Source organism: Niallia sp. RD1 (genome assembly GCF_024219955.1).
Taxonomy (GTDB): domain Bacteria; phylum Bacillota; class Bacilli; order Bacillales; family Cytobacillaceae; genus Niallia; species Niallia alba.
This window is the reverse complement of sequence record NZ_CP100420.1, coordinates 673,951-698,725: the sequence shown is the minus strand read 5'-3', so window position 1 is coordinate 698,725 and position 24,775 is coordinate 673,951. Positions and strand designations below refer to the sequence as shown.

Genomic DNA, 24,775 nt, shown 5'->3' with positions numbered 1-24,775 from the left:
CATAAACAAGACGATGAAGAGGTAATAATTGTGACAAATTATTTTGTTGCTGGTATTGATATCTTTGGTAATTCTTTTTAGTTTCTGGTAAACGAGAAAAGTCCTTGAATCAATGGTACCCATAGAAAATAAAAGATTATAGTTCTATTAATGATAAACAAAATATGGTTTATTTAACCAATCGTCAGGTTTGTTTTGGTGGAAACAAATAGAGGAACGGTTCTTATAAGGTCACTCGACCCTCAAGAACCGTCCCTCCGTATTCCTTGTTTAATATTCCACCATCATTTTGGCTTTTGAAAGCTGAACATTACTAAACGCAATTCCCCCTAATATAAGAGCAACGCCGATCCATTGTAACATTCCCACATGTTCTCCTAAAACTAGCGCAGACATGGAGACAGCTACTGGAAGCTCAGATGCTGTTAAGATAGTGCCAAGTCCTGGACCGATCTGCGGCATCCCAATGGAATAGAGGAGAGGCGGAAGAACAGCACCGAAAATTCCAAGCAGCAATCCGTATGGTGCTACTCCTATTAAGGTTGGAATATCAACTAAATAAACGGGTGGGAAAACTAGAAAAACAACGAATAAACCACCCGCTGAAAGAAGACCACTCTTCAGAAGAGGAGCGGTATTTTTCCCGACGGATCCGCTAAGAAAAATGAATGTTGCAAAGGTAAAGGCTGAGAGTAGTCCCCAACCGGCACCTTGCCAGGAAAGGTTCATTCCCCCTTCTAAAGAAACGCCTCCAGCTAAGATGGAACCGAATAGGAGAATGATGATCGCAATTACCTTCTCTAAGGTAGGTTTTTTCTTATAAATGATCGTTTCGAAAAGTGTACCAATCCATACAAATTGAAACAATAAAATGATTGCTAGTGAAGCATTAATTGTTTGCAATGCTTGATAATAAAAGATTCCCGTCAATCCAAACGGAATTCCAGATAATAGTAGTTTGATAGCTTGAACGCGCGTAACCTTATATTTCCTTGTAAATAAAACAAGTATCCAAGTAATTAATGTACCAAATAAATATTGTGCTCCTGTTACCTCAGCCACTGAAAATCCAGCTGCGTATGCCAGTTTAACAAATGTAGATAGAATGCCGTAGCAGCACCCTCCTAAAAAAACAATTAATGCATAGTTCCATTTTTTCAAAATGAATATCCTCCTTTTCAACATAAAAAGCCACACAACTGTCTATAGACAATTGTGTGGCGAAAATAGAGTTTCCTCTAGAAAAATCCACGTCCTACGTAAGGTTTTATTATTCCATTCGTAATTTATCCCACTCTAAATGGACAGTTAGACTTCCGCCTCAAGCTTATGAAAATACGAGGAAGCTAGGTGGGAGATCAACTGTCCGTAAAGGTCCGATTGGTTCAACTAACTATCAGTGGGGATAAAGGAAAACCCCCACTGATGGAAGTTTCACTTTATTATAAGAACAATCTTGTTAGTTGTCAAAGGATTCAAAAGGATGAAGCCCCCCTGACTGATACGGATGGAATGAAATAGTAAATAATAGTCAGTAGATCAATGAAGTATATGTAATGCTAGGATAATAGAACGTTCTGTTAAAAAGACGAGAGCATTTAACTGGTTGGGAATTGATAGGATATATTTGACAAAATTCTTCGCCGTTTTGTCAAATATTGAATCATTTATCAATTTAACAATGATAATCATTATCACTTATAGTTAATTTACAAATGAAAATTATTCTCATTTAAAAGGTGGTCAGAGTGAAGGTATTAATTAGATATGTGAGTATGACAAGCAATACAGAAGACATAATGATTGTTATAAAGAATAAATTAGAAACATTAAATTGTGAGGTTAAAGTAGAGGAATTAGACTTGGTCCCCCTCCAAAAATTATCCGCGTATGATCTTGTTCTTTTCGGAAGCTATACATGGGGAGATGGCGATTTACCATATGAATTGGAGGATATGTATGAAGACTTAGATGATGTGGATCTAACTGGAATTTCCTTTGGAATCTTCGGGTCAGGTGATCGTTTTTATCCTGCCTTTTGTCAAGCTGTAGATCTTTTAGCAGACAAGGTAAAGGAAAGAGGGGGAGATGTGTTTAGCTCCTTATTAAAAATTGAGTTCAGTCCGGATAGTGAGGAGGAAGTGTTGGAATGTGAACAATTTGCAGTTGGTGTGTATGAGTGGGTAAAGGAAAAGGATACAAGTCATGCACGCTAATGGGGCGACCGCTGTCATTTCTACTTCGCCAAAAGAATTTTTAGTCTCGATTAAGAGGAAAGGAATTTTTTCATTTAAAAATAATAAATGGAAGCTTGTGATTCCATTACATGACTCTATTTATCAGCTAAAGAGAATTGGTGAATATATAATGGGGGTTGGTGAGAGGGGAAGATATATTCAGCTTCATTTGAAATCAGGAAGATGGAGAACGTCTTTCTTTCCAACTAGGCAGCGCCTATGGGATATTATTGGCAACGAGAGGGGGCTAGTTATTACCCATGCAGGGACACAATTACTAGTATCATATGATTTTGGGCAGAAATGGAGCATAATTTCTCTTTTTAAAGAACTTTCCGTAAGACCGATTATTCGTTCATTAAACTTAAATGATGAAGAGATATACGTAGGTACACAAATACATAAACAGAATGGTGGGTTATGGAAATACTCATTGTATTCCAATCGACTGGAATCGTTACGTTATGAAAAAGATAAGATGGTTTCATCTATTTATGTAGACAATTCTTTTCTTTGGATGACAACAGGGGCATGTCAAACCAAAAAAGGCACAATCTCCTTTCGGAATCATGGAGAAAACGAATGGCATTCGTTTTCTTCTCAAATAGAAGAACGTGTATTTTTAAGTATGGTACATTCTGATGATAAAATTTACGTTTGCTCCAGCAAGGACGAATATGGCTATTCGCGAATCTATTATTGTGACTTGTTGCAAATGAAATTAGTGCTAGTCGAAACAATAAAGGGTCATTGCTTTTGTGGAGCTGTTAGTGACGGAGACCTATTTTGGGCTGGCGGAGAAGAGTCCAAATGGATAAAACAAAGCTTAAAAGAGAAGCAAATACTTCATTGAGCTGGGAAGTAGAGGGGCGGTTCTAACGTAACCTAATAAAAGAATATAGTTGGCCTAAGTTAGAGCGGAATGTTGGATAATGTAAACAAAATGTAACTTTGATGTTAAGTGTCAATTGCGAATAACTAGTGGTAATGGGGTTAAAAACCTCGTCTGAAATTGTACTGCACCCCAAAAGCTAGAGTGAAATCTAACTTTTGGGGTGTTTTTAAATCATGAGTCCAGTTCAATATCAAATCCATACCAGCCAATTAGCTGCTTAAATATAAAACTCTAACTTTTTGGGATCACCTCAAGAATACAAGATTCTTAGTGGGAGTTTTTCAGTATCTTGAACCATCCCTCTAGGTTTTTATCAACTAGCATTAACTTAAAAAAATATACTTTTTTTATTTCTTGAAACTTCTTTTAATAAGCATTGTAAAAGTAACTCCTCAACTGCTGACAATAGAGCAATCGCTAAAAGCGTATATAAGAAAAAAATGCTGTTATTTAATAAAAAAAATGGAAGATAGAGAAATAAGGCGAAACCAGTTAGTTTATTTCCATATGTATGAATGGAAGTAAATGTGTGAAATTTATAATAGCCAATAGCCATAGCACAAACTCTTATCAATCCAATAAGCATTATCATACTCCAGATCCAAATTGGAAGCACGGTAGATGGCAGGACAATCATACCAACAATTGCTAAAAACGTCATATCTGCAATCGTATCTAAAACTTCCCCTTGTTTACTTGTAACTTGAAATTTCCGTGCAAGATAGCCATCTAACATATCGCTAATACCACAGATAAAATAAACTATCCAAAACCCCAATCCGCTATGGAAAAATAATAAGGTCAATGATAAAAGGATTCTAATGCCAGAAATTATATTTGGTATTAGACGTACCACATAACTCACCTCTATTCTGTATAAAGTATATCGCTTTTTTTGTTCGAACAGTGTGTTATATAAAAGAATTATGAAATATATGTGAAATAGTACACAAATTGGAGTGTTTTCAAAGTAACTGGAGTAAAATAGGGGTATAAAGGAAAGAAGGAGAGAAGTGAAATGTACTCTAATAATCAAACGCTTTCAAATATTGATGGTTATGTCAAAGGTTTTCATGTGAAGCCAATTCAAGAGACTTGTTTTTATGATACGGGATCTTATTATTCAAATGGTATTAATATTGAAGTACAGCTAAGTACTGAGCAATATGCGAATCTACTAAAATACGGATATTCTGGTAAGCAGCACAATGTCTATTTTACAGCAAGATCTAATCATTATGCCCATCTTTATGCAGCTTCAGCGGAAGACATTAACCAACTCCTAGAAGTAATTAGTAATTAAGGGAAACAGAGGGACGCCTCGGAAAACAAATCCATCATCTTATGTTTAAAAAGTGGCTATTGCCCATCATCATTAACTAGCCAGTTTTTCAGTGCCCACGGACGGTTCTTGTGATTCCTTTCCAGAACCGTCCATCTCTATGCTTTTATGTACCTATTCGGTAAATCTTCCTTGGTCTTCCTCTTGTAAGTGGAACTTCTTCACCGATTATTTTGGCAAGTCCTTGTTCTTCTAAGTTGGTAAGTATTCTTCTTGCATTTCTCGCGGTCATTTTAAGCCATTCCGAGATGTCTGCTGCTGTTATTGCGTGCTTTCCTAAATTTTTTTGGACAGAAGCCATTTTATTGTAAGTACTAATGGTTACTCCAGCTTTTTTGAGTTTATTGCTAAGTTCTTCATCTGTCACTCTGTAATTAAATCCAATCGTCTTTTTTTGATGAAGAGGACCAGTGATATTTCCTTTATCATCGACAAGAAATCCTGTATAGGTACCATATGCTTCGGCGTGTTCAAGTGCTAGGATTGCATTTTTTTCAGCGATCATGGCAGTATCCCCATAGCCGATGCCAACATTTGCTTTAGAATCTGTGAGTAGCTCTATCTGGAAAAGAAGAGAATTTCCTTCTTGGCTATTCCTTTCTATAGAGCCCCTTGTAGAGAAAATAAGAAAGCTTCCAATGCCGGTCGTAATAAAAGATCCGGAAACAGATTCGGCAAAATCTAATACCGAGTTTTGGATTTTTAAGTTTAATCGATGTAAATCATAGGAAATCGAATCCTTTGCTGCTGTATCCATCATCTCCCCGATTTTTATCATCATGACCGCAATTTGGGAATTACGGAAATGAAACTTTTCCCATTTTTCATATCCTTCGCTAATAGTTTGTTTAATATTTTCCTTTGTAGCAGTCACTCGATAAACAGGAGTATTCATCGAAACAAGCTTTTCATAAACTGAACGTAGGGAGGTGATACAAATATCTACTTTCCTAGTTCGAAAGAGATTAGCATGATATTCTACAATTTCACTGGATGGAAGTCCTACATTATGTAATAAATGTAATTGGTCTAAAGGGATATGATTTTCCTGGTAAAGGTCGATAAATTGCTGTTTAAAAAAACTATCGATACTAATTCTTTCAATATTTTTTCTATCCTTATATAGAATATTTAATAGTATTATTGCGATGGACCCTTGATTAAAGCGTGGATAAAAGAATAATTGTTGTTTATGATATTTTTTCGTTAGATAGTAAGGGGTATATCCTGTACATATCCAAAAATCAACAAAATGCTGATTTTGTTCCACAATTGCTTCTGATTCACTTGGTTCGTTATAAATATAGGGGATAACTTCCAGCTTAGATTGAAAATTTGCAGCAATTTCCATTATATTTTGCACCGAGTCTTTTGGTCCTAGCAGACCAGCTTTTGCCTTCATGTATGCCTCCAACTGTACTTTTTCTAGAGTATACTATACAAAATAAAAGGTTTGCAAATTATATTTCCGTAATAATTCTGTAATAAATGATAGGTGGATTTTTTATGTCAGATAATCTAATAGTGTTTTTAATATACATTATTGACTTTAATAATTTGTCTCTCTATACTTTAATTTAAGGAATAATTAAGGAATAATTCCGAATATAACGATGGAAATAAAGGGGGAGCAAAATGCAAGATATGATTACATTTGCTGCAACGGGTGATTCCTTTATCACTCGTAAACTTCCAGCAAAAAATAAATCTTATAAAGAAATTGCCGACATCATTAATCAAGCTGATTTTCGATTTACAAATTTAGAAGTAACGCTCCATCAGAATGAAGGCATCCCAGGAGCGGTAAGTGGAGGAACTTGGGCCATGGGTTCTCCAGAATTGCTGTCTGATTTAAGGAATTATGGATTTAATACGTTAGCATGGGCGAATAATCATACATTGGATTATTCTATTGATGGCCTAAAAGCAACAGAAAAATATTTAAATCAGTCAGGATTTGTGCATGCAGGGGCTGGACAGAATATGGCATATGCTAGCGAACCAAGATACTTGGAAGCGGAGACGGGAAGAGTTGCCTTGATATCAGCCACATCAACCTTTCATGAGTCTTGGGTGGCAGGTGAGCAGCGCCCTGACATGATCGGAAGACCTGGCATCAATCCACTACGTTATAATACCATCCACCAGATTACATCAGAGAATATGAACACTTTAAAAAAAATTGCCTCAGCCACTTATATAAATGCAACCCAAGAATTGTCAATTAAAGAAGGTTTTCGCTTAAGAAGAAATGATGGAATCTATTCATTTGGCGAATATTTATTCGAAGAAAGTAATGAAGAAGGTCAATCGACGACTCCTGATGAGCAGGATATGAAACGAATTATAAGAAGTATCAAACAAGCAAAAAGGCAAGCTCATTATATTATTGTTAGTATTCACGCACATGAAATGAGAAAAGGAGAGAAGGAACTACCTGCTCAGTTTTTAGAGGAATTTGCAAGAGTATGCATTGATGAAGGAGCACATGCTGTCATCGGACATGGACCTCATGTATTAAGAGGGATAGAAATTTATAAAAATCGACCAATATTTTATAGCTTGGGTAATTTTATTTTTCAAAATGATACTGTTCCTTATTTGCCAACAGACTTTTATGAAAAGTATCAATTAAGTCATACAGATAATGTCGCAGATGCCTTAGATAAAAGAAGTAAGAATAACACAATAGGATTCGGAATCAATCATAAAATCTGGGAATCAGTCATCCCTGTTTGGACAATGGAAAAAGGAGAATTGATAGAGCTAAAGCTTTATCCAGTGGAATTAGGCTATGGTAAAGACAGATATGAAAGAGGTTGGCCAGTTCTATCAGATAATCAGGACATATTGCTAAGACTAGCTAAACTCTCAGAGCCATATGGTACAAAAATCAATATAGAAGGAAATATAGGAGTCATTCGTTTAAATGAAAAAATAACTGCGGCTAAAATAGACAGAATCTTTTTATAATTCTAATATTAATAGAGGGGGAAATGCTTTGAAAAAGTTAGCAATGATTATTTCTGTTTTATTTTTACTTATAAGTGTTGGTTGTAGTAAGTCCTCAAGTTCTGGTGGGACATCAAGTGAAGATTCCTATGGCGGGAGTTTGAATATTGCAATTAGTGTCCAGCCGCCAACATTGGATGCTCATTTGACTACTTCTTCTGATGCTATTGAAATAATGAGAAATATTTATGAGACATTGGTTACGCAAAACAAGGACCAACAAGCAGTGCCGATGTTGGCAGAATCGATTGAAACAAGTGAGGATGGCTTAACTTATACGTTTAAGTTAAGAGAAGGGATAACGTTTCATAACGGAAAAGAGATGACTTCAGAAGATGTTGTTGTTTCCATGAATAGATGGCTGGAGCAATCCTCTCGAGCAAAATTATTATTGAGCGGAGGAAAATTTGAAACAGCCGATGAGTATACGGTCACATTAAAATTAGCTGAAGCAGTTACTGATGTGTTAGATATTATGGCAGGAAAAGGGCAGTTTCCCGCTATTATGCCATCTGAAGTAATAGAGGAGGCTGGTAAAGATGGGGTTTCTGAATATATTGGGACTGGACCACTTAAGTTTGTGGAATGGAAACAAGATCAATATATCAAGTTAGAAAAGTTTGCCGACTATGTAGCATCTGAGCAAGAATCCAGTGGTCTATCCGGTAAAAAGACCGTCTATATAGATGATGTTACTTATCATATTGTTCCAGATTCGTCTACAAGACTAGCTGGCATTCAAACAGGAGAATATGATATTGCAAATAGCATGCCTTTTGATAACTATGAGCAATTAAAGAATACACCAAATCTTAAAACCTTTGCTTCCTTCGATTCTGGAACGTTGAATGTAGCTTATAACAAAAAGCAAGGGATAATGACAAACCCGGAGATAAGAAAAGCAATTAATACTGGTATTAATGCGAATGCTATTATGCTTGCCAGCTTTGGTAGTGAAGATTTATATAATTTAGATCCTGGTTATATGAGTCCAGAACAAAAAGACTGGGCTACAGATGCGGGAAAAGAAGTCTTTAACTTAGGTGATGTAGAAAAAGCGAAACAAATGCTAAAAGATGCTGGGTATAATGGCGAAGAAATTATTCTCTATTCTACAAGGGATTATGACCATCAATACAATTCTTCTGTTGTATTAAAAGAACAGTTAGAGCAAATGGGAATAAAAGTGTCACTAGAACTCTATGATTGGCCAACTTTGACTGAAAAACGTGCTAATCCAGAAAATTGGGATTTGTTAATTGTAGGTACTGGCTATGTTACCACGCCATCACAATTATTAGTAGTTAACCCAGATTATGTAGGCTGGACAAATGATGAAACAATGACAACTTCCTTGCAAAAAATTCGTACAGCAGCAACAAAAGAGGAAGCAAAAGAACTCTGGGCTGAGATGCAATCCTATATGTGGAATGACTATGTTCCTTATACCCTATTCGGACATTATGCAAGTATTATCACGGCTACAGATAAATTGGAGGGCTTCACTGTATTTCAAGGACCTATTTTATGGGACGTAAAAAAAACGCAGTAAATTCATTTTCTTCATAACTCACTTAAATAGGACAATGCTTAGCTATAACTCTTGTTCCTTTTTAGGAGGTAAGTGCCACTAGCCATCAGTGGGTAAGGCGCCACTGATGGAAGTTTTCTTATTTTCATCGAATGTAAAAGGAGGAAATTAGATGAAAATGTATCTTGTTAATCGATTGTTTTCGTTACTACCCGTTTTATTTGTTGTATCGGTTGTTATCTTCTCTATCATTCACTTAACGCCTGGTGATCCTGCTGCTGTTCTCCTTGGCGAGGAAGCAACAGAACAACAAATTAAGGAATTACGCATGGATATGGGATTGGATTTACCGATCATCGAACAGTATTTTAACTGGATAAAAGGAGCGGTTCAAGGTGATTTTGGTGTTTCTTATTTTATGAAAATGCCTGTCCTTGAGGCAATTACCAGTCATCTCGGTCCAACCATTTCTGTAGCTATTTTAGCTGGGATAATATCGCTAGTTTTTTCTTTGCCACTTGGTATTCTAGCTGCCATGCATAGAGGGACAGGTACGGATCAGACGATAATGGGAATTTCTTTATTAGGAATGTGTGTACCTAGTTTTTTGCTAGGATTGTTTTTAGTATTGCTCGTTGGTGTTCAACTGCAATGGTTACCTGTAGCAGGATATCGACCATTAAGTGAGGGGATATGGGAACATTTAAAATACTTAATTTTGCCATCTATTTCCCTTGGAGCGATGCACACAGCATTGATTTCCCGAATGTCTCGCTCTAGTTTGTTAGAAACATTAAATACCAATTATATAAAAACAGCAAGAGCGAAAGGTGTTACAGAAAAACTTATCATTTATAGACATGCCCTTCGAAATGCTTTTCTTCCTATATTAACGGTTATTGGTCAAACCTTTGGCTCATTGGTAGCTGGGGCTGTTGTAACAGAAACAATCTTTAATATTCCAGGAATTGGGCAATTAATCATTAATTCGGTAGAGCGAAGAGACTATGCGGTCATCCAAGGAGTAGTGTTATTTGTGACCTTCATCTATGTCATTATTAATTTAATCGTCGATTTATTATATGGTGTAGTTGATCCAAGGGTGAGATTGGAGAGGCAATAAAAGCTTATGGGGAAAAATGATAATTTTTAGCGATAAACAGCAGAGGAGGGGAATCGATGAGTGTATTAGAGCGAGATTTGAAGTTTATAGAAAGTAAGAATGATTTAAAAAAGCAGCAACGTCTTTTACTTTTTCACAGAATTATTGGTAATAAGCTGATTGTAACAGGGGGAGTTATTCTAACGCTTTTAACATTACTAGCACTTATTGCTCCGATCGTTGTTCCGTACGGTCCTTATGAAATGCAAGTGGAAAATCGTCTGAAAGCACCAAGTGTCGATCATCTACTGGGAACAGATAACTTTGGGAGAGACTTGCTTTCCCGAATTGCATATGGTGCAAGAGTCTCCTTAGGAATAGGGGCAATGGTAGCATTTTTCGCCTGCTTAATTGGGTTAATTATCGGGTTACTCGCAAGCTATTTTAAAACATTGGATAATATTTTGATGCGCATTTGTGATGGATTAATGGCTATTCCAGGAGTTTTATTAGCCATTGCTTTAGTCGCTGCATTAGGACCATTAAAACAAAATGTAGTCATTGCCCTTGTGATTGTTTTTATTCCTAACGTAGCTCGAATTGTTCGATCTACGGCATTGGTCATAAGAGAAGAGACTTATATTGAAGCGATTAGAGCGCAAGGAGCGAGTACTTGGAGAATTATTGCTCTGCATATTGCGCCAAACACGATTTCCCCATTAGTTGTTCAAGCATCCTTTATTTTCGCAGATGCCATCATTACAGAGGCGGCGTTAAGCTTTCTAGGTGCGGGCATTCCAGCTCCCAACCCAAGTTGGGGGAACATTTTATATGATGGGAAAATTGTCATTTTTAATGCATGGTGGATGACTGTATTTCCAGGGATTCTTATTATTCTATCCGTACTGGGACTAAATCTGTTAGGAGATGGTTTAAGAGATTTATTAGATCCTAATATAAGCAAAGGGAAAAAAGGAAGATAGTAAGGAGGGAAGGGCATGAGTTCGGATACGTTATTGGATGTGAAAGACTTAAAAACTCACTTTTTTACAGAAAGAGGAAAAGTGACGGCAATAGATGGTGTCTCATTTCAAATCAATAAAGGGGAAATCGTTGGAGTAGTAGGGGAATCAGGTTGTGGGAAAAGTGTTACTTCCCAATCGGTTCTGCGCCTGTTTGATGAAAAGCATCTTGTGAAATATGAAGGAGAGATTCTTTTCGAAGGAGAGACAGATTTATTAAAGCTCTCAAAAAAGAAAATGCAGATGATTCGGGGAAATGATATTTCCATGATTTTTCAAGATCCTCTTAGTTCTTTAAATCCTGTGTTAACAATTGGTTTTCAAATAGCAGAGGCGATCATGCTTCATCAAGATGTCACCAAGAAGGAAGCTTATGAAAGAGCAGTCGAAATGCTAAAACTTACTGGTATTCCGTCGCCGGAAAAGCGCGTTAATGACTATCCTCATAATTTATCAGGCGGTATGCGACAACGTGTCATGATCGCTATGACATTAGCATGTCAGCCTAAATTGCTGATAGCTGATGAACCAACAACAGCTTTAGATGTGACGATTCAAGCGCAAATATTGGATTTAATTAGTGAGCTCAATCAAAAGCTTGAGATGGGCGTTATGTTTATTACCCACGATTTAGGTGTGGTGGCAGAGCTTTGTCATAGAGTAGTAGTTATGTATCTTGGCCAAATCGTCGAAGAAGCTAGTGTAGAAAGTTTATTTGAAAGCCCCCTTCATCCTTACACAAAAGGATTAATCAAGTCCATTCCACAAATGGAGGGAGATCGTTCACAAAAACTGCATGTAATCGAAGGTACTGTTCCTTCCCTTGATAGTATACCAATTGGCTGTAGGTTTGCACCAAGATGTCCGTTTGCTGATTCTGTATGTTTAGAAAAGGCACCAGATTTAACCGAAACCTCCTCTAATCAAAAGGTTCGATGCTGGCACTTTGAAAAAATAGCGCAAGAGGAGGAATGTTATGCAAATGTCTCAAGCTGAACAACAAGAGAAGAAAATCCTGTTGGATGTGCAAGGGTTAAAAAAATATTATCCTGTAAAAAGTCCTCTTGGGAAACTGGGAGGAATAAAAAATTATGTTAAGGCAGTCAATGATGTTTCCTTTCAATTATATGAAGGAGAAACATATGGATTAGTTGGGGAGTCGGGCTGTGGAAAAAGTACAACAGGCAAAACATTGATGAGACTAACTGATCCAACGGAAGGTACAGCTATTTATAGAAATCAAGATATTTTTCAGCAAAAAGGTAAGGGATTAAAAAAGATGAGAGAAGAAATACAAATGGTTTTTCAGGACCCTTATTCTTCTCTCAATCCGCGAAAACGAATTGGAAATACATTAGAAGAGCCCCTGATAATTCATTCCATTGGCGATAAAAAAGACCATACGAATAAGGTGATGGATATTATGGGAAAGGTTGGCTTACAAGCAGATCACTATTATCGATATCCACATGAATTTTCCGGAGGTCAACGACAGAGAATTGGGCTGGCAAGAGCTCTTATTGCTAATCCGAAGTTAGTCATTTGTGATGAACCTGTTTCTGCTTTAGATGTTTCCATTCAGTCTCAAATTATTAATCTTATGCAAGAAATTCAAGCAGAGTATCAATTAACCTATCTGTTTATTGCCCATGATATTAGTGTTGTAAGACATATTTCAGACCGGATTGGAGTTATGTATTTAGGAAGAATGATGGAAGAAGCAACTACGGATGAATTGTTTGCAAATCCATTGCATCCTTATACAAAAGCCTTATTATCCTCCGTACCAATCCCAAATCCAAAAAGAAAACGAGAAAAAATACAGTTGAAAGGAGAGTTGCCTTCACCATTGGATCCTCCAACAGGATGTGTATTTCATACAAGATGTCCATTTGCAATGGATCGATGTAAGCAAGATGTACCTACAAAATTACAAGTTAACGATAAACATGTCGTTGCTTGCCATTTATATGATTAACCGAAAAAAAGAAATTAATGGAGAGGGAGTTCATTTACATGGAAAATATAGAACAAAAAACAGCGGCTATTACAGAAAAGGTGGAACAGGTATATAAAAAGCTTGCCCAGAATGAGCAAGTCAAAACAGCGCTAGCGTTTTTAAAAGAAGATAATGAAGCAACGACCGAGGAACAAATTGAGCTCACGGAAATAGAAGCACCAACCTTTGAAGAAGATGAAAAAGGAAAGTGGTATAAAAAGAGATTAGTAGAGCTAGGTGTTCAAGGAGTATCTACAGATGAGGTAGGGAATGTTTTTGGGGTGCTGCCTGGAAGTGGGAATGGTCCTTCCCTTGTTGTTTGTGCACATCTAGATACTGTCTTCCCAAGAGGAACGAATGTAAAGGCAATACGGAAAAACGGGTTAATTTATGCTCCTGGGATTTGTGACGATGGGAGAGGGTTAGCCGTTGTCTTAACGATTATCCGTGCTCTCACTGCAGCAGGGATAAAGACAGAAGGAGATCTCATCATTGGCGCGACAGTTGGAGAAGAAGGACTGGGTGATTTAAGAGGAGTGAAGGCATTGTTTGACAATCGCCAAGATATAGATGGATTTATCTCCATCGAGCCTGGAGATCCAAGCCGTATTACCTATTTAGGTACAGGAAGTAAAAGGTTTAACGTTTTATTTACAGGGCCAGGTGGACATAGTTTTGGAAATTTCGGTATTCCCAGTCCTATTCATGCATTAGGGAGGGCTATTGCTAAAATTTCTGATTTGCAGCCACCTGCCGAACCAAAAACAACTTTTAATGTAGGGATGATTAAAGGGGGAACTTCTGTTAACACCATTGCCGAAACAGCAGAAATGTTAGTTGATTTGCGCTCCAATTCCCAAGAAGAGCTAGAAATAATCGAAAGTAAGTTTTTGCATTTGATGGAACAAGCCAAAGAAGAAGAAAATGCTCGATGGAACGTAGAATCACAAGTAAGTCTTCAAATAGAAAAAGTAGGTGATCGTCCAGCAGGATCACAAGATAATGATGCTATTATAGTGCAAGCTGCTCGATGTGCGACATCCGTTCTAGGATTTGAGCCGATTTTAGATAAAGCAAGCAGTACCGATTCTAATGTTCCTATTCATTTAGGTATTCCTGCCTTAACACTTGGCGGAGGTGGTGAAGGGGGAGGATTCCATACATTACAAGAGTATTATAATCCTACAGATGGCCACATTGGTGCACAAAAAATCTTATTAACAATTCTAGGTTTAGTTGGATTAGAACAGGTTACCTCATCATTATTGGAGAAGAATAAATCAAAATGTTAAATGGTATAAGGGAGAATTCAACTATGAAAGAAGTATATCAATATATTGAAGATCATAAAGAAATGTATGTAAAATGGTTGTTCGATCTTTGCGAGCAACCGAGTGTAGCCGCGCAAAATAGAGGGATTAAGGAGACAGCCGAAATGGTTGAGCACCATTTGAAGAACCTAGGGGCAGAAGTAGAGTTAGTGGCAACAGAAGGAAATCCAGTTGTTTATGGGGAGATACAAAATGGCAAGGAGAAAACTCTCTCCTTTTATAATCATTATGATGTTCAGCCAGAAGACCCGATTGATCAATGGTTAAGTGATCCATTTACTCCAGAGATCCGTGATGGAAAAATATATGCACGAGGTGTTGCTGATAATAAGGGAACACTTCTCTCTAGAATTTGTGCTGTCCATGCGTATCAAGCAGTATATGGTACATTGCCGATTAATCTGAAGTTTTTGGTAGAAGGGGAAGAAGAGATCGGCAGCCCTCATCTAGAAGAGTTTATTATCAATAATCCTAAAAAAATCCAAGCAGATGGATGTATTTGGGAAAATGAATTTAAAACATTAGATGGGAGACTGCAGATTACTTTAGGCTGCAAAGGAATGTTGTATGTAGAGTTAAGAGCTAAAGGGGCTAATATTGACTTGCATTCAGCGAAAGCAGCCATCGTGGAAAATCCGGCTTGGCGATTAGTATGGGCCCTTTCTACATTGAAAAATACGAAAGAAGAAGTATTAATAGAGGGATTTTATGATAAAGTCAAAACTTTGACTGAGGAAGAAAGAAAGCTGACAGAAGAAATGGAACTTGATGAAGCAGCTGATTTAGAAAATTTAGGGTTAAAAAACTATGTAAATAATTTAACTGGTTTTCCTTTGAAAGAAAAATTAATTTTTCAACCAACTTGTACGATTTGCGGAATCGAATCTGGTTATACAGCAGAAGGATCTAAAACGGTTCTTCCCTCGACTGCAAAAGTAAAACTCGATTTCCGTCTAGTATCAGAACAAGATCCAGAAGAAATTTACGATCTATTGGTAAAGCATTTAGATAAACACGGATTTGGTGACATCGAAGTTATCAAGTTAAAAGGGCAAAGAGCAGGCACAACTGAATTAACTGATCCACTTGTCGAGAAAGTTGTCAGCACTGCTCAGCAGTTCTATGACCAAAAGCCACAAGTCTTACGCTCGCAAGCTGGAACAGGTCCTATGTATAACCTTTGTCAAAAATTTGGCATTCCATCCCTTGGATTCGGAGTAGGCAACGCAACCTCCCAAAACCACGCACCAAACGAAAACATAAACCTAACCGACTATATAGAAGGAATAAAGTTTATGGCATCCGTATTACGGAGCTATGCATAGGGAAGCAGAGGGACGGTTCTTGTGGGGACATTCGACTCGCAACAGCTGTCTCCTGTATTTTGCCAATTAAATGAAACCAATTGCACCACCATAACGTATGAATATTATGATTAATCAATCATATATGTATGATGGAGGTGTTTGAATGATATTTTTATGGTTATTTGCACCAGTAGCAATTGTGATGGGCCTTGTTCTATTTTTCGAAAAGAAATCTGGCATGACAGCACCTGATGAAAACAAACAAGCAGAAAAATTAGGAGAAGTAGTACATTATAATCGAGTTAATTCCAGCGGTGGACCAGGAGGAATGGGATGAATGATGGGGAAGCAGAGGGATGGTTCTTGTGAGGACATATCATACATAAGAACCGTCCCTCTATTTCTTTTAGCAATGCAGGGAGTCCCCCTGCTTCCATTACTTGATTACCACATACTCCAATCCAACAAGTTTTGCGTAAGTGATAATTTGATCGGTTGTTAAATTTAAGGAAACAACTGTATGGTGACCTCCGCCATTTTCTATCCAAGCTTTCACGCCGTCTTGGAAATTTGGCTTAATTGTCCATAGTACTCTGGCTACAGGTAGATTTGGCGCTGGAACAGTTGGTTCAAATGCTGATACTTCATTAATTAATAGTTTGTAATGCGTACCGAAGTCAGCCATTGAAACAACGACTCCGTCTCCAGCTTTCCCATCAAAAACTAAACGAGCGGGATCTTCGCGATTGCCAATTCCTAACGGAGATACAATCATTTTAGGTTTATTCCTTGCTAAAGTTGGATCGACTTCCAGCATATGTGATTGAAGAGCTGCCTCTTGACCAACCGCTAATTCATAGGTGTAATCTTCCATAAAGCCTGTTGATTCATTATGGCTCATTACTTTTAGAAGGCGATCAAGTGCAGCTGTTTTCCAATCACCTTCACCAGCGAAACCATATCCTTGTGCCATCAAACGTTGGACAGCCAGACCAGGAAGTTGCTTCATGCCATATAAATCCTCAAAGTTAGTTGTGAAAGCATTGTATCCGCCTTCATCTAGAAAACGTTTTATCGCAATTTCGTAGCTTGCTTGTACTTTCACACTAGCTTCCCAATCTTCCTTACTATATGTGCCGTAATCAAATTCATAGAGTGTTTCATATTCTGCAAATAAATCATTAATCTCTGTTTCGCTTACCTCATTTACATATTGGACAAGGTCTCCGATTCCAAAGTAGTCAACTGTCCAACCAAATCGTATTTGTGCTTCGATTTTATCGCCTTCTGTAACCCCTACATTACGCATATTGTCCCCAAAACGAGCTACTTTAATATGGAAGCTTTCATTATAAGCTACTGCTACGTCCATCCAATCAGCAATTTGCTGTTGTACTTTTGCTCTTTGCCAGTGACCTACAACTACTTTATTTTGTTTTTTTAAACGGGCATTGATGAAACCATATTCTCGGTCACCGTGAGCTGCTTGATTTAGATTCATAAAATCCATATCAATCGTTTCCCAAGGGATACTCTCATTGTATTGTGTTGCTAAATGAAGCAATGGTTTTTGCAATAGTTTTGTTCCACGAATCCACATTTTCGCAGGAGAGAAAGTATGCATCCAAGTGATGACACCAGCCACTTCATCACGATAGTTGACTTCTTTCATAACATTCGTAATAGTATCTGCACTGACCGCTAATTCTTGTAAAACAAGTGGATATGGTAAAAGTCCACTTTCATTTAAAGTGTCTGTCATTGTTTGTGCGTGTGCCTTGACTTCTTTTAACGCTTCTTCTCCGTAAAGATGTTGTGAACCTACAACAAACCAAAATACTTTGCTCGTTGACATATATGCCCCTCTTTTCAAATTTTATTGTTTAATAGATTGCATTACTTTTGTCCGTAATAGGCATTTTTTCCATGCTTTCGTAAATAGTGTTTATCTAAAATACGTTGAGGCAATTCTTGAGAAAAACGGTTTAATTCCCGTGTAAATAAATTCAACTTCGCCACTTCGTCTAATACAACACTGTTCATTACGGCCGATTTGGCATCTTTGCCCCATGTGAAGGGACCATGACCATGAAGTAAAACTCCAGGAATGGCTAATATATCTAATCCGCGTTCTTCGAATGTTTCGATGATTACCTGACCTGTTTCTTCCTCATAACCACGATCAATTTCTTCTTGAGTCAAAAAGCGGGCACATGGTACAGCACCATAAAAGGTGTCTGCATGAGTGGTTCCCATTGCAGGAAGATCTAGACCGGATTGCGCCCAAATAGTGGCCCAAGTTGAATGTGTATGCACAATTCCACCAATTTCTTGATAATGCTTATAAAGAACTGCGTGAGTAGCTGTATCAGAGGAAGGGTTCAATTCTCCCTCCACTACATTGCCCTCTAAATCAATAACGACCATATCACTAGGTTGCATGGTTTCGTAATCAACACCACTAGGTTTAATAACAAATAGACCACTATTGCGATCAATCGCACTTGCATTTCCCCACGTGTATTTTACTAGTCCGTGTTTCGGTAAATCTAAATTTGCGAAGAATACTTCTTCTTTCAAATGTTCTAACATATTAATCCCTCCCATTCTGACTTAAAGAATTAAATTTTCTATTGCAGCTTTCTCGATAGCCAACCCTTTTTTGTATCGTTCAATAAATTCCTCAAAGCCTTCTACATCAAAGCGATCAGGGTAAATTTCTTGGTTATCAACCTCTTTAAATACTTTTTTGTCGAGGAAATCTTCTAAACTAGCATTATCGTTATTATTCATCATATAAGAAGCAAGAAGAGCAATTCCCCATGCTCCGCCTTCACCTGCAGTTGCCATTACGGATACAGGAGTATTCATAGCAGCTGCAACAATTTTTTGGCCGACGACAGGGGTTTTAAATAAACCACCATGTCCTAAAATGCTATCAATTGCTACGTTTTCATTTTTTGTCAAAATATCCATGCCGATTTTTAATGCACCAAAGGCAGTAAATAGGTGTGTTCTCATAAAATTCGCTAAATTGAAATGGCTTTCTGGTGAGCGGACGAATAACGGTCTCCCACTTTCTAGACCTGTGATATTTTCACCGGAAAAATATCCGTAACTAAGTAAGCCTCCACCATCTGGATCCGCTTCCAATGAGGTGTTCAATAAGACGCTAAATAATTTATCCGTATCAACCTTTTGTCCCATTGCCTCTGAAAATTCACGGAATAATCGCATCCAAGCATTTAAATCGCTCGTACAGTTATTCGCATGGACCATTCCAACTGGACTTCCATCTGGAGTTGTAACGATATCAATTTCTGGATAAACTTTTGAGAGCTCTTTTTCTAGCACGATCATGGCAAAAACGGAAGTTCCAACAGAAATATTTCCAGTTCGTTTTCTCACACTATTGGTTGCGACCATCCCTGTGCCTGCATCACCTTCTGGAGGGCATAGTGGAATACCTGGTTGTAAATTTCGTGAACGATCTAGAATTTTTGCTCCTATTTCCGTTAATTCTCCTGCCTGTTCTCCCGCAATAGCGACTTTAGGAAGGATATCTTTTAGCTTCCAAGGATATTCCTTAATGGCAATTAATGCTTCAAACTGCTCGATCATTGCTTCATTATAATCTTTTGTAGTTTCATCAATTGGGAACATACCGGAAGCATCCCCGATACTAATTACCTTTTGACCAGTCAATAACCAATGGATATATCCAGCTAAAGTGGTGATATGGTTGATTCGCGGGATATGCTTTTCATTGTTTAATATTGCTTGGTAAAGATGGGCAATACTCCAACGTTCTGGAATATTGAATTGGAATGTATCGGTTAATTTTTTTGCAGCTCTACTGGTTGTTGTATTGCGCCATGTTCGAAAAGGAACAAGTAGTTCACCAGTATGATCAAAGGCCATATAGCCATGCATCATAGCTGAAAATCCAATAGAACCAACTGTGCGAATAGTAATCCCATACTTACGTTCAACCTCTTGTTTCATTTCACTATAAGCTGTTTGTAAGCCAGTGATAATATCCACTAAATTGTACGTCCAAAATCCATCTTCTAAAAGGTTTTCCCATTCATAACTTCCTGATGCGATCGTTTCAAAGTTATGGTCAATTAATACAGCTTTAATCCGAGTGGAACCGAATTCAATTCCAAGTGAGGTTAATCCGTCAACAATTGCTTGTTTCGTGTTTGTTTGATTGTTTTTCATATATTCCCTCCTTGATAGCGATTTCATATACTGTAATCGATTGGAGTTGCTTTTTATTAGGATGTTTTCTAAAGGATTGTTGTTTTTCAATCGAAAAAAAAGAATGAGTTGGAAAAATGGAGCAGCCAGAATACACGTAGACTCCTATAGGCTCAGCGGAAGTGTATTCCAGTTGCGGGTAATCGCAACGAATTTTACGAAAACAGCCTTTTATTATTTCAAAACTTTACACATTCACGATAATATATGTACGTACTTTTGTCAATGATAAATAAATTTGTTCGTATTGAATGGGCAAGCTTATACTTTGTATTTATCTTAATCTTTGTAATAAAGGTTTTTTTATCTATTTAATAAAAAAATCAAAAAAAATTGTTTTTTAAAAATTGTATGGTATTTGTATGTTGATAGTATATTTAGTTTCATTCATACTTATGTTAAAATGTGACCATACAAATAAAGAAGCGTTTTAATCGGGGGACTATTTTCGCCCTTTATTAGTTTTAATTGAAACGATGGACTTTTAAATATTTTAAATGGTAGCAATCAACAATGAAGGAAGTGCGTTAATTGAAATTAAAGTATCAGATTATTATTGATGATATAAAAAGTAAGATTCTTTCAGGTGACTATCGCGTAGGTGAACAAATACCTACTGAAACAACCTTGCAAGAAAAGTATAAAGTTAGCCGTCATACTGTTCGAAAGGCGATTTTAGAGCTATCAAATGAAGGCTTTCTCAGAAGTGAAAAAGGTTCGGGTACGTATGTTTCTAATCAATATCAGTCCAAAACAAGTGGAAAATCAAATAATAAAACAATTGGTGTAATCACCACCTATATTTCAGATTATATTTTCCCTTCCATTATTCGTGGCATTGAAGGGAGATTGAATGCAGAGGGGTATTCGTTGCTGTTAGCTAGTACAAATAATGATGTAGAACAAGAAAAAAAAGCGTTGGAAATGATGCTGGCATTTGGAGTAGATGGATTAATTGTTGAACCTACGAAGAGTAATCTATACAACCCCAATATTGCTTACTATTTATCATTCAAGGAACAAGATGTTCCGTTTATTATGGTCAATGCCTATTATGAGGAATTAGAAGTTCCGTTCTTTTGCCTCGATGACGTAGAATCCAGTTATCTCGCAACAAATGAATTAATTTCAAAAGGGCATACTAAAATTGGTCTTATTGCAAAAATGGATGATTTACAAGGGAAATTTCGCATGAAGGGATATATCAAGGCACTGGGTGAAGCCAAGCTGCGCTTTCAGGCTGAACATGTCTTTTCTTTTACTACAGAGACTAAGTTGGATTTAAATGTAAACTTGCAGGGGTTTTTAATCGAGAATATCGAAGAAATGACTGCCATTGTATGTTATAACGACGAAGTTGCATTGGAAGTTGTAAATGTATGCAGACAACTTGATATTCCGATACCGGACAAATTATCGATTATTGGTCAGGACAATTCTTATATCGCTAAAAATGCCAATATAAAACTTACAACTTTAACACACCCACAAGAAAAAATGGGACACGATGCAGCTGATTGGATTATTAAGAAATTACAAGGAAAAAAAGATTTACTAAATGAAAATTACTATCAGCCTGAATTAATAGAAGGGGAAACGATTAGGGAGGCAGAGGGACGGTTCTTGTGAGGTCATTCGACTTACAAGAATCGTCCATTTGTATATTTTCTCAGACAATTTTGCTTAATAGGCTTTCCTATAAGAAGAAGATAGTATTTAATAGATAGAAAGATGAAAGATAGTTAAAAATGGTTTGATATACTATTATATCCATTTTTAGCTATGGATTGAAAAAGGGAGGACGTTCATGAGTCTTAAAGAGGAATTAAAACATGAAATGCAAAATTTAAAAAGGGATATGGAAAAAGAGGTTCATAAGGTCTGGACCATTGATTATAAAGGACATTGTATTGAAGTTATCAATCAAATGAAAGAAGAGTTTCTAATCATTGATGGAATAACAGTTGATGAAAATAAACGAAAGTCTTTATTTTCACATATTATTCCTTACACAAAGTTATCAGGAACTCTTACATTAGAAGATGGGAAAAAGCATAAGGTTTCTGTCAAAATTGGTGGCTATATTAAACTAAACTGTATCATCAAAATTGACCATGAGATTATTATAAATAAATCAGAAAAGCTTGAATTCCTTCCATGGGAACATAAAGAAAAAATTGTTCCCTATATCCAAAAACAAGTACAAGCAAATCATAGAATAGTAGATGGACAGCTACCAGATGATGACTACTTTTTTGGTACAGATAAACCAAGATTAGATCCAGGTCTATTTGATATTATCGTGAATGAACCACCGACACCTTTATTTATGAATAGACTAATGAAACTTTTTAAAGAGCAGCTGGAACACCCTACTGTAAAAACGAGAAAGTCGACATACGACCAAATTATTTTTGATCATATTGCTATCTATCGAGATGAGCTCATTGAGCAATTAGGGCAAGCTGAATTGGATGGGCATGCGTTACAGCAAGAGGCACTATGGCTTCTCGAACATGCTGCACATAGAGATGTTGTCAAATTTGCTATCCTTGTACTTGGTTTTACCAATTGCGAAGAATATCAAGATCTCTTATATACAATTGGCTTGCACGATGAATTTACTCCATATGTTATATTTGCAATAAGAAATGGAGGGAAGGGAGTAAATGATCAAATTTGGAGTCTGGTTCAGTCTGTCCAAGGGATGGGTAAAATAACAGCGATTGAGCTCGTAGAAGCCAAAACGCCTGAAATGAAATATTGGCTGCTTACCAAGGGTTGTGAAAATAGGAAATTTGCTGATTTTATAGCTCTGCGTTGTGCTACAAAGGGAGAGTTAGATGTGGCACTCTATGAAAAGGATATTTCGAAGGAACTATACACTGGAGCAGCCATGATTATTGAAGGTTTATTAGATGAGTCAAATCCAGACGGTATCGATAACTATCCTTATGCTGCTGCTGTGCTGACACGTTTCCTTTACCATGCACATACTCATTGTGAAAACTTGGAGGATTTCTATCCGTTTTTAAAAATAAGTGAATTTCTACATGCTGATGAAGAAATTTGGGAAGAACGTTTGAAGGAGCAATGGAAACAGCATGAACGTACGTTACTTCAAGAAGCACTTCAACCATTTTTAGATAATCCTAAATGGTCACATTTAGCATTTGATGCATTGAAACAGGACTCAGAAGTTGATTTTCGAGCGATTAAGGTTGCACAATTCTATCAATTGGACATCACTTCTTTATTACTTAAAATACTAAAGAAGGAACCGTCAAACAGTGCTTTATTTGCCGCAATAATGGAGACAAAAGATATTCAGCTTATTAAAGAGCTCTGTGCTTTTGCAGAAACGCGTTTCCCTTTACCAAGGTTAACGATAGAAGAACAAGAATGTTTAGAATTCATTATTCAAGATTTGCAAGAATTTGAGGGTGTAGGTTTACCGTTAATTCAGGTAGCGCTTGAATCAGAGAATGAAAGATTACGCTGGCAAGCACTAACTGTACTAGAGAACTGGTCTCCATCAGTCTGGAATCAGCCAGCTATACAAGATGCACTAAAAACAATAACAAAAACCACAAAAGATAAAGAAGAACGCCGATTTGCCAAACAATTATTAAGTAGATAAAGAGGAAGCAGAGGGACGGTTCTTGTGAGGTCATTGACTTCACTTCAAAACCGTCCCTCTGCTTTCTCTTAAAAATATGGAACATTTATAGGGTGATAAGAGATAGCTTCTGATGAATATACCTCAATGAGTACATGATTTCCTAGCATTTTTGCTTGGAGGAGTACTGGTCGTTGGTAGTTATTTTCAAACACAAAATCTGGTCCGTCCCAGCTAACTGTGGCGTCTCGTTTAGGTGGAACATACGGGATTTTTCTGCTATGTGAATAGCGATGGACAATTTTTAATCCCGCATTATCTACCGCATTAAAAAGAGTAGAAGAAACTTGGCATATTCCCCCACCAATATCTTCTGAAAATTTCCCATTAATGATTACTGGAGCTTGTAAATATCCTTTTTCTACGGTTCTCTTTCCGACAACTTGATTAAAGGAAAATTGTTCATTTGGAAAAATTACACTATTATTTATTGCTTTTGTAGCAAGCGAAATATTCATGCTTCGTTCTTTATTATTTCTGTTAAAGGTTGTTATATATCTGCCAATCCTTTTTCGGCGAATACTTTCTAATAGTTCGCTATCTACTTTAGGATAAATGACTTCTAAGGGGAACTCCTGCTTACTGGAAGTATCATTAAAATAATGGGCATACATTTGATCAATAAATTTCAGTCGATGGAGACGATATCCAACTTTTTCGGGAACAATATTCCCAGATTTATTAATTCTGGCGTCTTTTGGTTTGATATATACTTGTTTATCTATTTCATCCATCACTTTATTAAATTCTTTTGTATCGATGACTGGCAAACTAGGGGATTTCCATAAAAGTTCTTGTTCCGTAACCTTTTGCTGTGCGGAACTTTCAACTGTTCTAAAAAAATCGCCTGGTAAAATTGCTGCATATGAAAATAGGATGAGTCCGATTAAAAAATGAGAATACATTCGAAACAACCTCCATAAAAATCTCCGATATCCTTTAATATGTGTTTGTTTTACAATTTAATGTATTTATTTGTAAAATTACTGATTCCCTTTGTGCTCATGTAAAAATAAATATAATAATTACAATAATGGTGAAGGAATTCTATGTTT

Annotated in this window: 21 protein-coding genes; 14 read left to right on the top strand and 7 right to left on the bottom strand. The window is 36.9% G+C overall.

Going from position 1 to position 24,775, the window contains the following annotated elements; genetic code table 11:
• Positions 1 to 270: 270 nt before the first annotated feature.
• Positions 271 to 1,161: an EamA family transporter gene (locus NKG37_RS03285; protein ID WP_016203514.1), complete on the bottom strand. Its 891-nt coding sequence runs from the start codon at positions 1,159 to 1,161 to the stop codon at positions 271 to 273.
• A gap of 587 nt (positions 1,162 to 1,748) precedes the next feature.
• Between NKG37_RS03285 and NKG37_RS03280 the strand changes: the two genes are divergently transcribed.
• Positions 1,749 to 2,216, top strand: coding sequence for a flavodoxin domain-containing protein (locus NKG37_RS03280; RefSeq protein ID WP_224427829.1), 468 nt, complete (start codon positions 1,749 to 1,751; stop codon positions 2,214 to 2,216).
• The gene (locus NKG37_RS03275) at positions 2,206 to 3,090 is read left to right on the top strand and encodes a hypothetical protein (protein ID WP_254415789.1); all 885 of its coding nucleotides are present in this window, start codon (positions 2,206 to 2,208) and stop codon (positions 3,088 to 3,090) included. The genes NKG37_RS03280 and NKG37_RS03275 overlap by 11 nt, the downstream gene beginning before the upstream one ends.
• A gap of 370 nt (positions 3,091 to 3,460) precedes the next feature.
• Here the strand turns inward: NKG37_RS03275 and NKG37_RS03270 are convergent, their stop codons facing one another.
• Entirely contained in the window at positions 3,461 to 3,988 is a 528-nt protein-coding gene (locus NKG37_RS03270) for a CDP-alcohol phosphatidyltransferase family protein (protein WP_205835671.1), read from the bottom strand.
• 162 nt (positions 3,989 to 4,150) lie between these two features.
• Between NKG37_RS03270 and NKG37_RS03265 the strand changes: the two genes are divergently transcribed.
• Positions 4,151 to 4,435: a hypothetical protein gene (locus tag NKG37_RS03265; RefSeq protein WP_016203510.1), complete on the top strand. Its 285-nt coding sequence runs from the start codon at positions 4,151 to 4,153 to the stop codon at positions 4,433 to 4,435.
• A 145-nt stretch (positions 4,436 to 4,580) separates the two neighbouring features.
• On the opposite strand, the gene NKG37_RS03260 is transcribed toward NKG37_RS03265, so the two are convergent.
• Complete coding sequence (locus NKG37_RS03260; protein WP_254415788.1) at positions 4,581 to 5,876, bottom strand: helix-turn-helix domain-containing protein; 1,296 nt, start codon at positions 5,874 to 5,876, stop codon at positions 4,581 to 4,583.
• A gap of 233 nt (positions 5,877 to 6,109) precedes the next feature.
• On the opposite strand from NKG37_RS03260, the gene NKG37_RS03255 reads away from it, so the two are divergent.
• The 9 genes from NKG37_RS03255 (at position 6,110) to NKG37_RS03215 (ending at position 16,115) form a co-directional block, all read left to right on the top strand.
• A complete protein-coding gene (locus tag NKG37_RS03255; protein WP_016203508.1) occupies positions 6,110 to 7,447 on the top strand; it encodes a CapA family protein in 1,338 nt (445 codons plus the stop codon).
• 28 nt (positions 7,448 to 7,475) lie between these two features.
• Positions 7,476 to 9,038 carry an ABC transporter substrate-binding protein gene (locus tag NKG37_RS03250; protein ID WP_254415787.1) on the top strand — a complete coding sequence of 521 codons (1,563 nt, stop codon included), beginning with the start codon at positions 7,476 to 7,478 and terminating at the stop codon, positions 9,036 to 9,038.
• Positions 9,039 to 9,189: 151 nt separating this feature from the next.
• Positions 9,190 to 10,140 carry an ABC transporter permease gene (locus tag NKG37_RS03245; RefSeq protein ID WP_016203506.1) on the top strand — a complete coding sequence of 317 codons (951 nt, stop codon included), beginning with the start codon at positions 9,190 to 9,192 and terminating at the stop codon, positions 10,138 to 10,140.
• Positions 10,141 to 10,196: 56 nt separating this feature from the next.
• Positions 10,197 to 11,102 (top strand): ABC transporter permease, encoded by a 906-nt coding sequence (locus NKG37_RS03240; RefSeq protein ID WP_254415786.1) that lies wholly within the window; start codon positions 10,197 to 10,199, stop codon positions 11,100 to 11,102.
• A gap of 15 nt (positions 11,103 to 11,117) precedes the next feature.
• A complete protein-coding gene (locus tag NKG37_RS03235; RefSeq protein ID WP_016203504.1) occupies positions 11,118 to 12,137 on the top strand; it encodes an ABC transporter ATP-binding protein in 1,020 nt (339 codons plus the stop codon).
• Positions 12,124 to 13,119, top strand: a complete 996-nt coding sequence (locus tag NKG37_RS03230; protein WP_254416357.1) for an ABC transporter ATP-binding protein — start codon at positions 12,124 to 12,126, stop codon at positions 13,117 to 13,119. The genes NKG37_RS03235 and NKG37_RS03230 overlap by 14 nt, the downstream gene beginning before the upstream one ends.
• 38 nt (positions 13,120 to 13,157) lie before the next feature.
• Complete coding sequence (locus tag NKG37_RS03225) at positions 13,158 to 14,432, top strand: M20/M25/M40 family metallo-hydrolase (protein WP_254415785.1); 1,275 nt, start codon at positions 13,158 to 13,160, stop codon at positions 14,430 to 14,432.
• 23 nt (positions 14,433 to 14,455) lie between these two features.
• A complete protein-coding gene (locus tag NKG37_RS03220) occupies positions 14,456 to 15,796 on the top strand; it encodes a M20/M25/M40 family metallo-hydrolase (RefSeq protein ID WP_254415784.1) in 1,341 nt (446 codons plus the stop codon).
• A 145-nt stretch (positions 15,797 to 15,941) separates the two neighbouring features.
• Positions 15,942 to 16,115 carry a hypothetical protein gene (locus NKG37_RS03215; RefSeq protein ID WP_156827811.1) on the top strand — a complete coding sequence of 58 codons (174 nt, stop codon included), beginning with the start codon at positions 15,942 to 15,944 and terminating at the stop codon, positions 16,113 to 16,115.
• A gap of 99 nt (positions 16,116 to 16,214) precedes the next feature.
• Here the strand turns inward: NKG37_RS03215 and araA are convergent, their stop codons facing one another.
• Genes araA through NKG37_RS03200 form a run of 3 tightly spaced genes read right to left on the bottom strand, consistent with a single transcriptional unit; the run spans position 16,215 to position 20,002 of the window.
• Complete coding sequence (gene araA / locus NKG37_RS03210; RefSeq protein WP_016203500.1) at positions 16,215 to 17,633, bottom strand: L-arabinose isomerase; 1,419 nt, start codon at positions 17,631 to 17,633, stop codon at positions 16,215 to 16,217.
• A 41-nt stretch (positions 17,634 to 17,674) separates the two neighbouring features.
• Positions 17,675 to 18,370, bottom strand: a complete 696-nt coding sequence (locus NKG37_RS03205; protein ID WP_016203499.1) for an L-ribulose-5-phosphate 4-epimerase — start codon at positions 18,368 to 18,370, stop codon at positions 17,675 to 17,677.
• Between the two features lie 21 nt (positions 18,371 to 18,391).
• The gene (locus tag NKG37_RS03200; protein ID WP_254415783.1) at positions 18,392 to 20,002 is read right to left on the bottom strand and encodes a xylulokinase; all 1,611 of its coding nucleotides are present in this window, start codon (positions 20,000 to 20,002) and stop codon (positions 18,392 to 18,394) included.
• Between the two features lie 570 nt (positions 20,003 to 20,572).
• Between NKG37_RS03200 and NKG37_RS03195 the strand changes: the two genes are divergently transcribed.
• Together NKG37_RS03195 and NKG37_RS03190 are read left to right on the top strand one after the other, a co-directional pair.
• Complete coding sequence (locus tag NKG37_RS03195) at positions 20,573 to 21,670, top strand: GntR family transcriptional regulator (protein WP_169189262.1); 1,098 nt, start codon at positions 20,573 to 20,575, stop codon at positions 21,668 to 21,670.
• Positions 21,671 to 21,848: 178 nt separating this feature from the next.
• Positions 21,849 to 23,681 carry a hypothetical protein gene (locus tag NKG37_RS03190; protein ID WP_169189261.1) on the top strand — a complete coding sequence of 611 codons (1,833 nt, stop codon included), beginning with the start codon at positions 21,849 to 21,851 and terminating at the stop codon, positions 23,679 to 23,681.
• 68 nt (positions 23,682 to 23,749) lie between these two features.
• Here the strand turns inward: NKG37_RS03190 and NKG37_RS03185 are convergent, their stop codons facing one another.
• Positions 23,750 to 24,625 (bottom strand): VanW family protein, encoded by an 876-nt coding sequence (locus NKG37_RS03185; protein ID WP_169189260.1) that lies wholly within the window; start codon positions 24,623 to 24,625, stop codon positions 23,750 to 23,752.
• Positions 24,626 to 24,775: the final 150 nt, after the last annotated feature.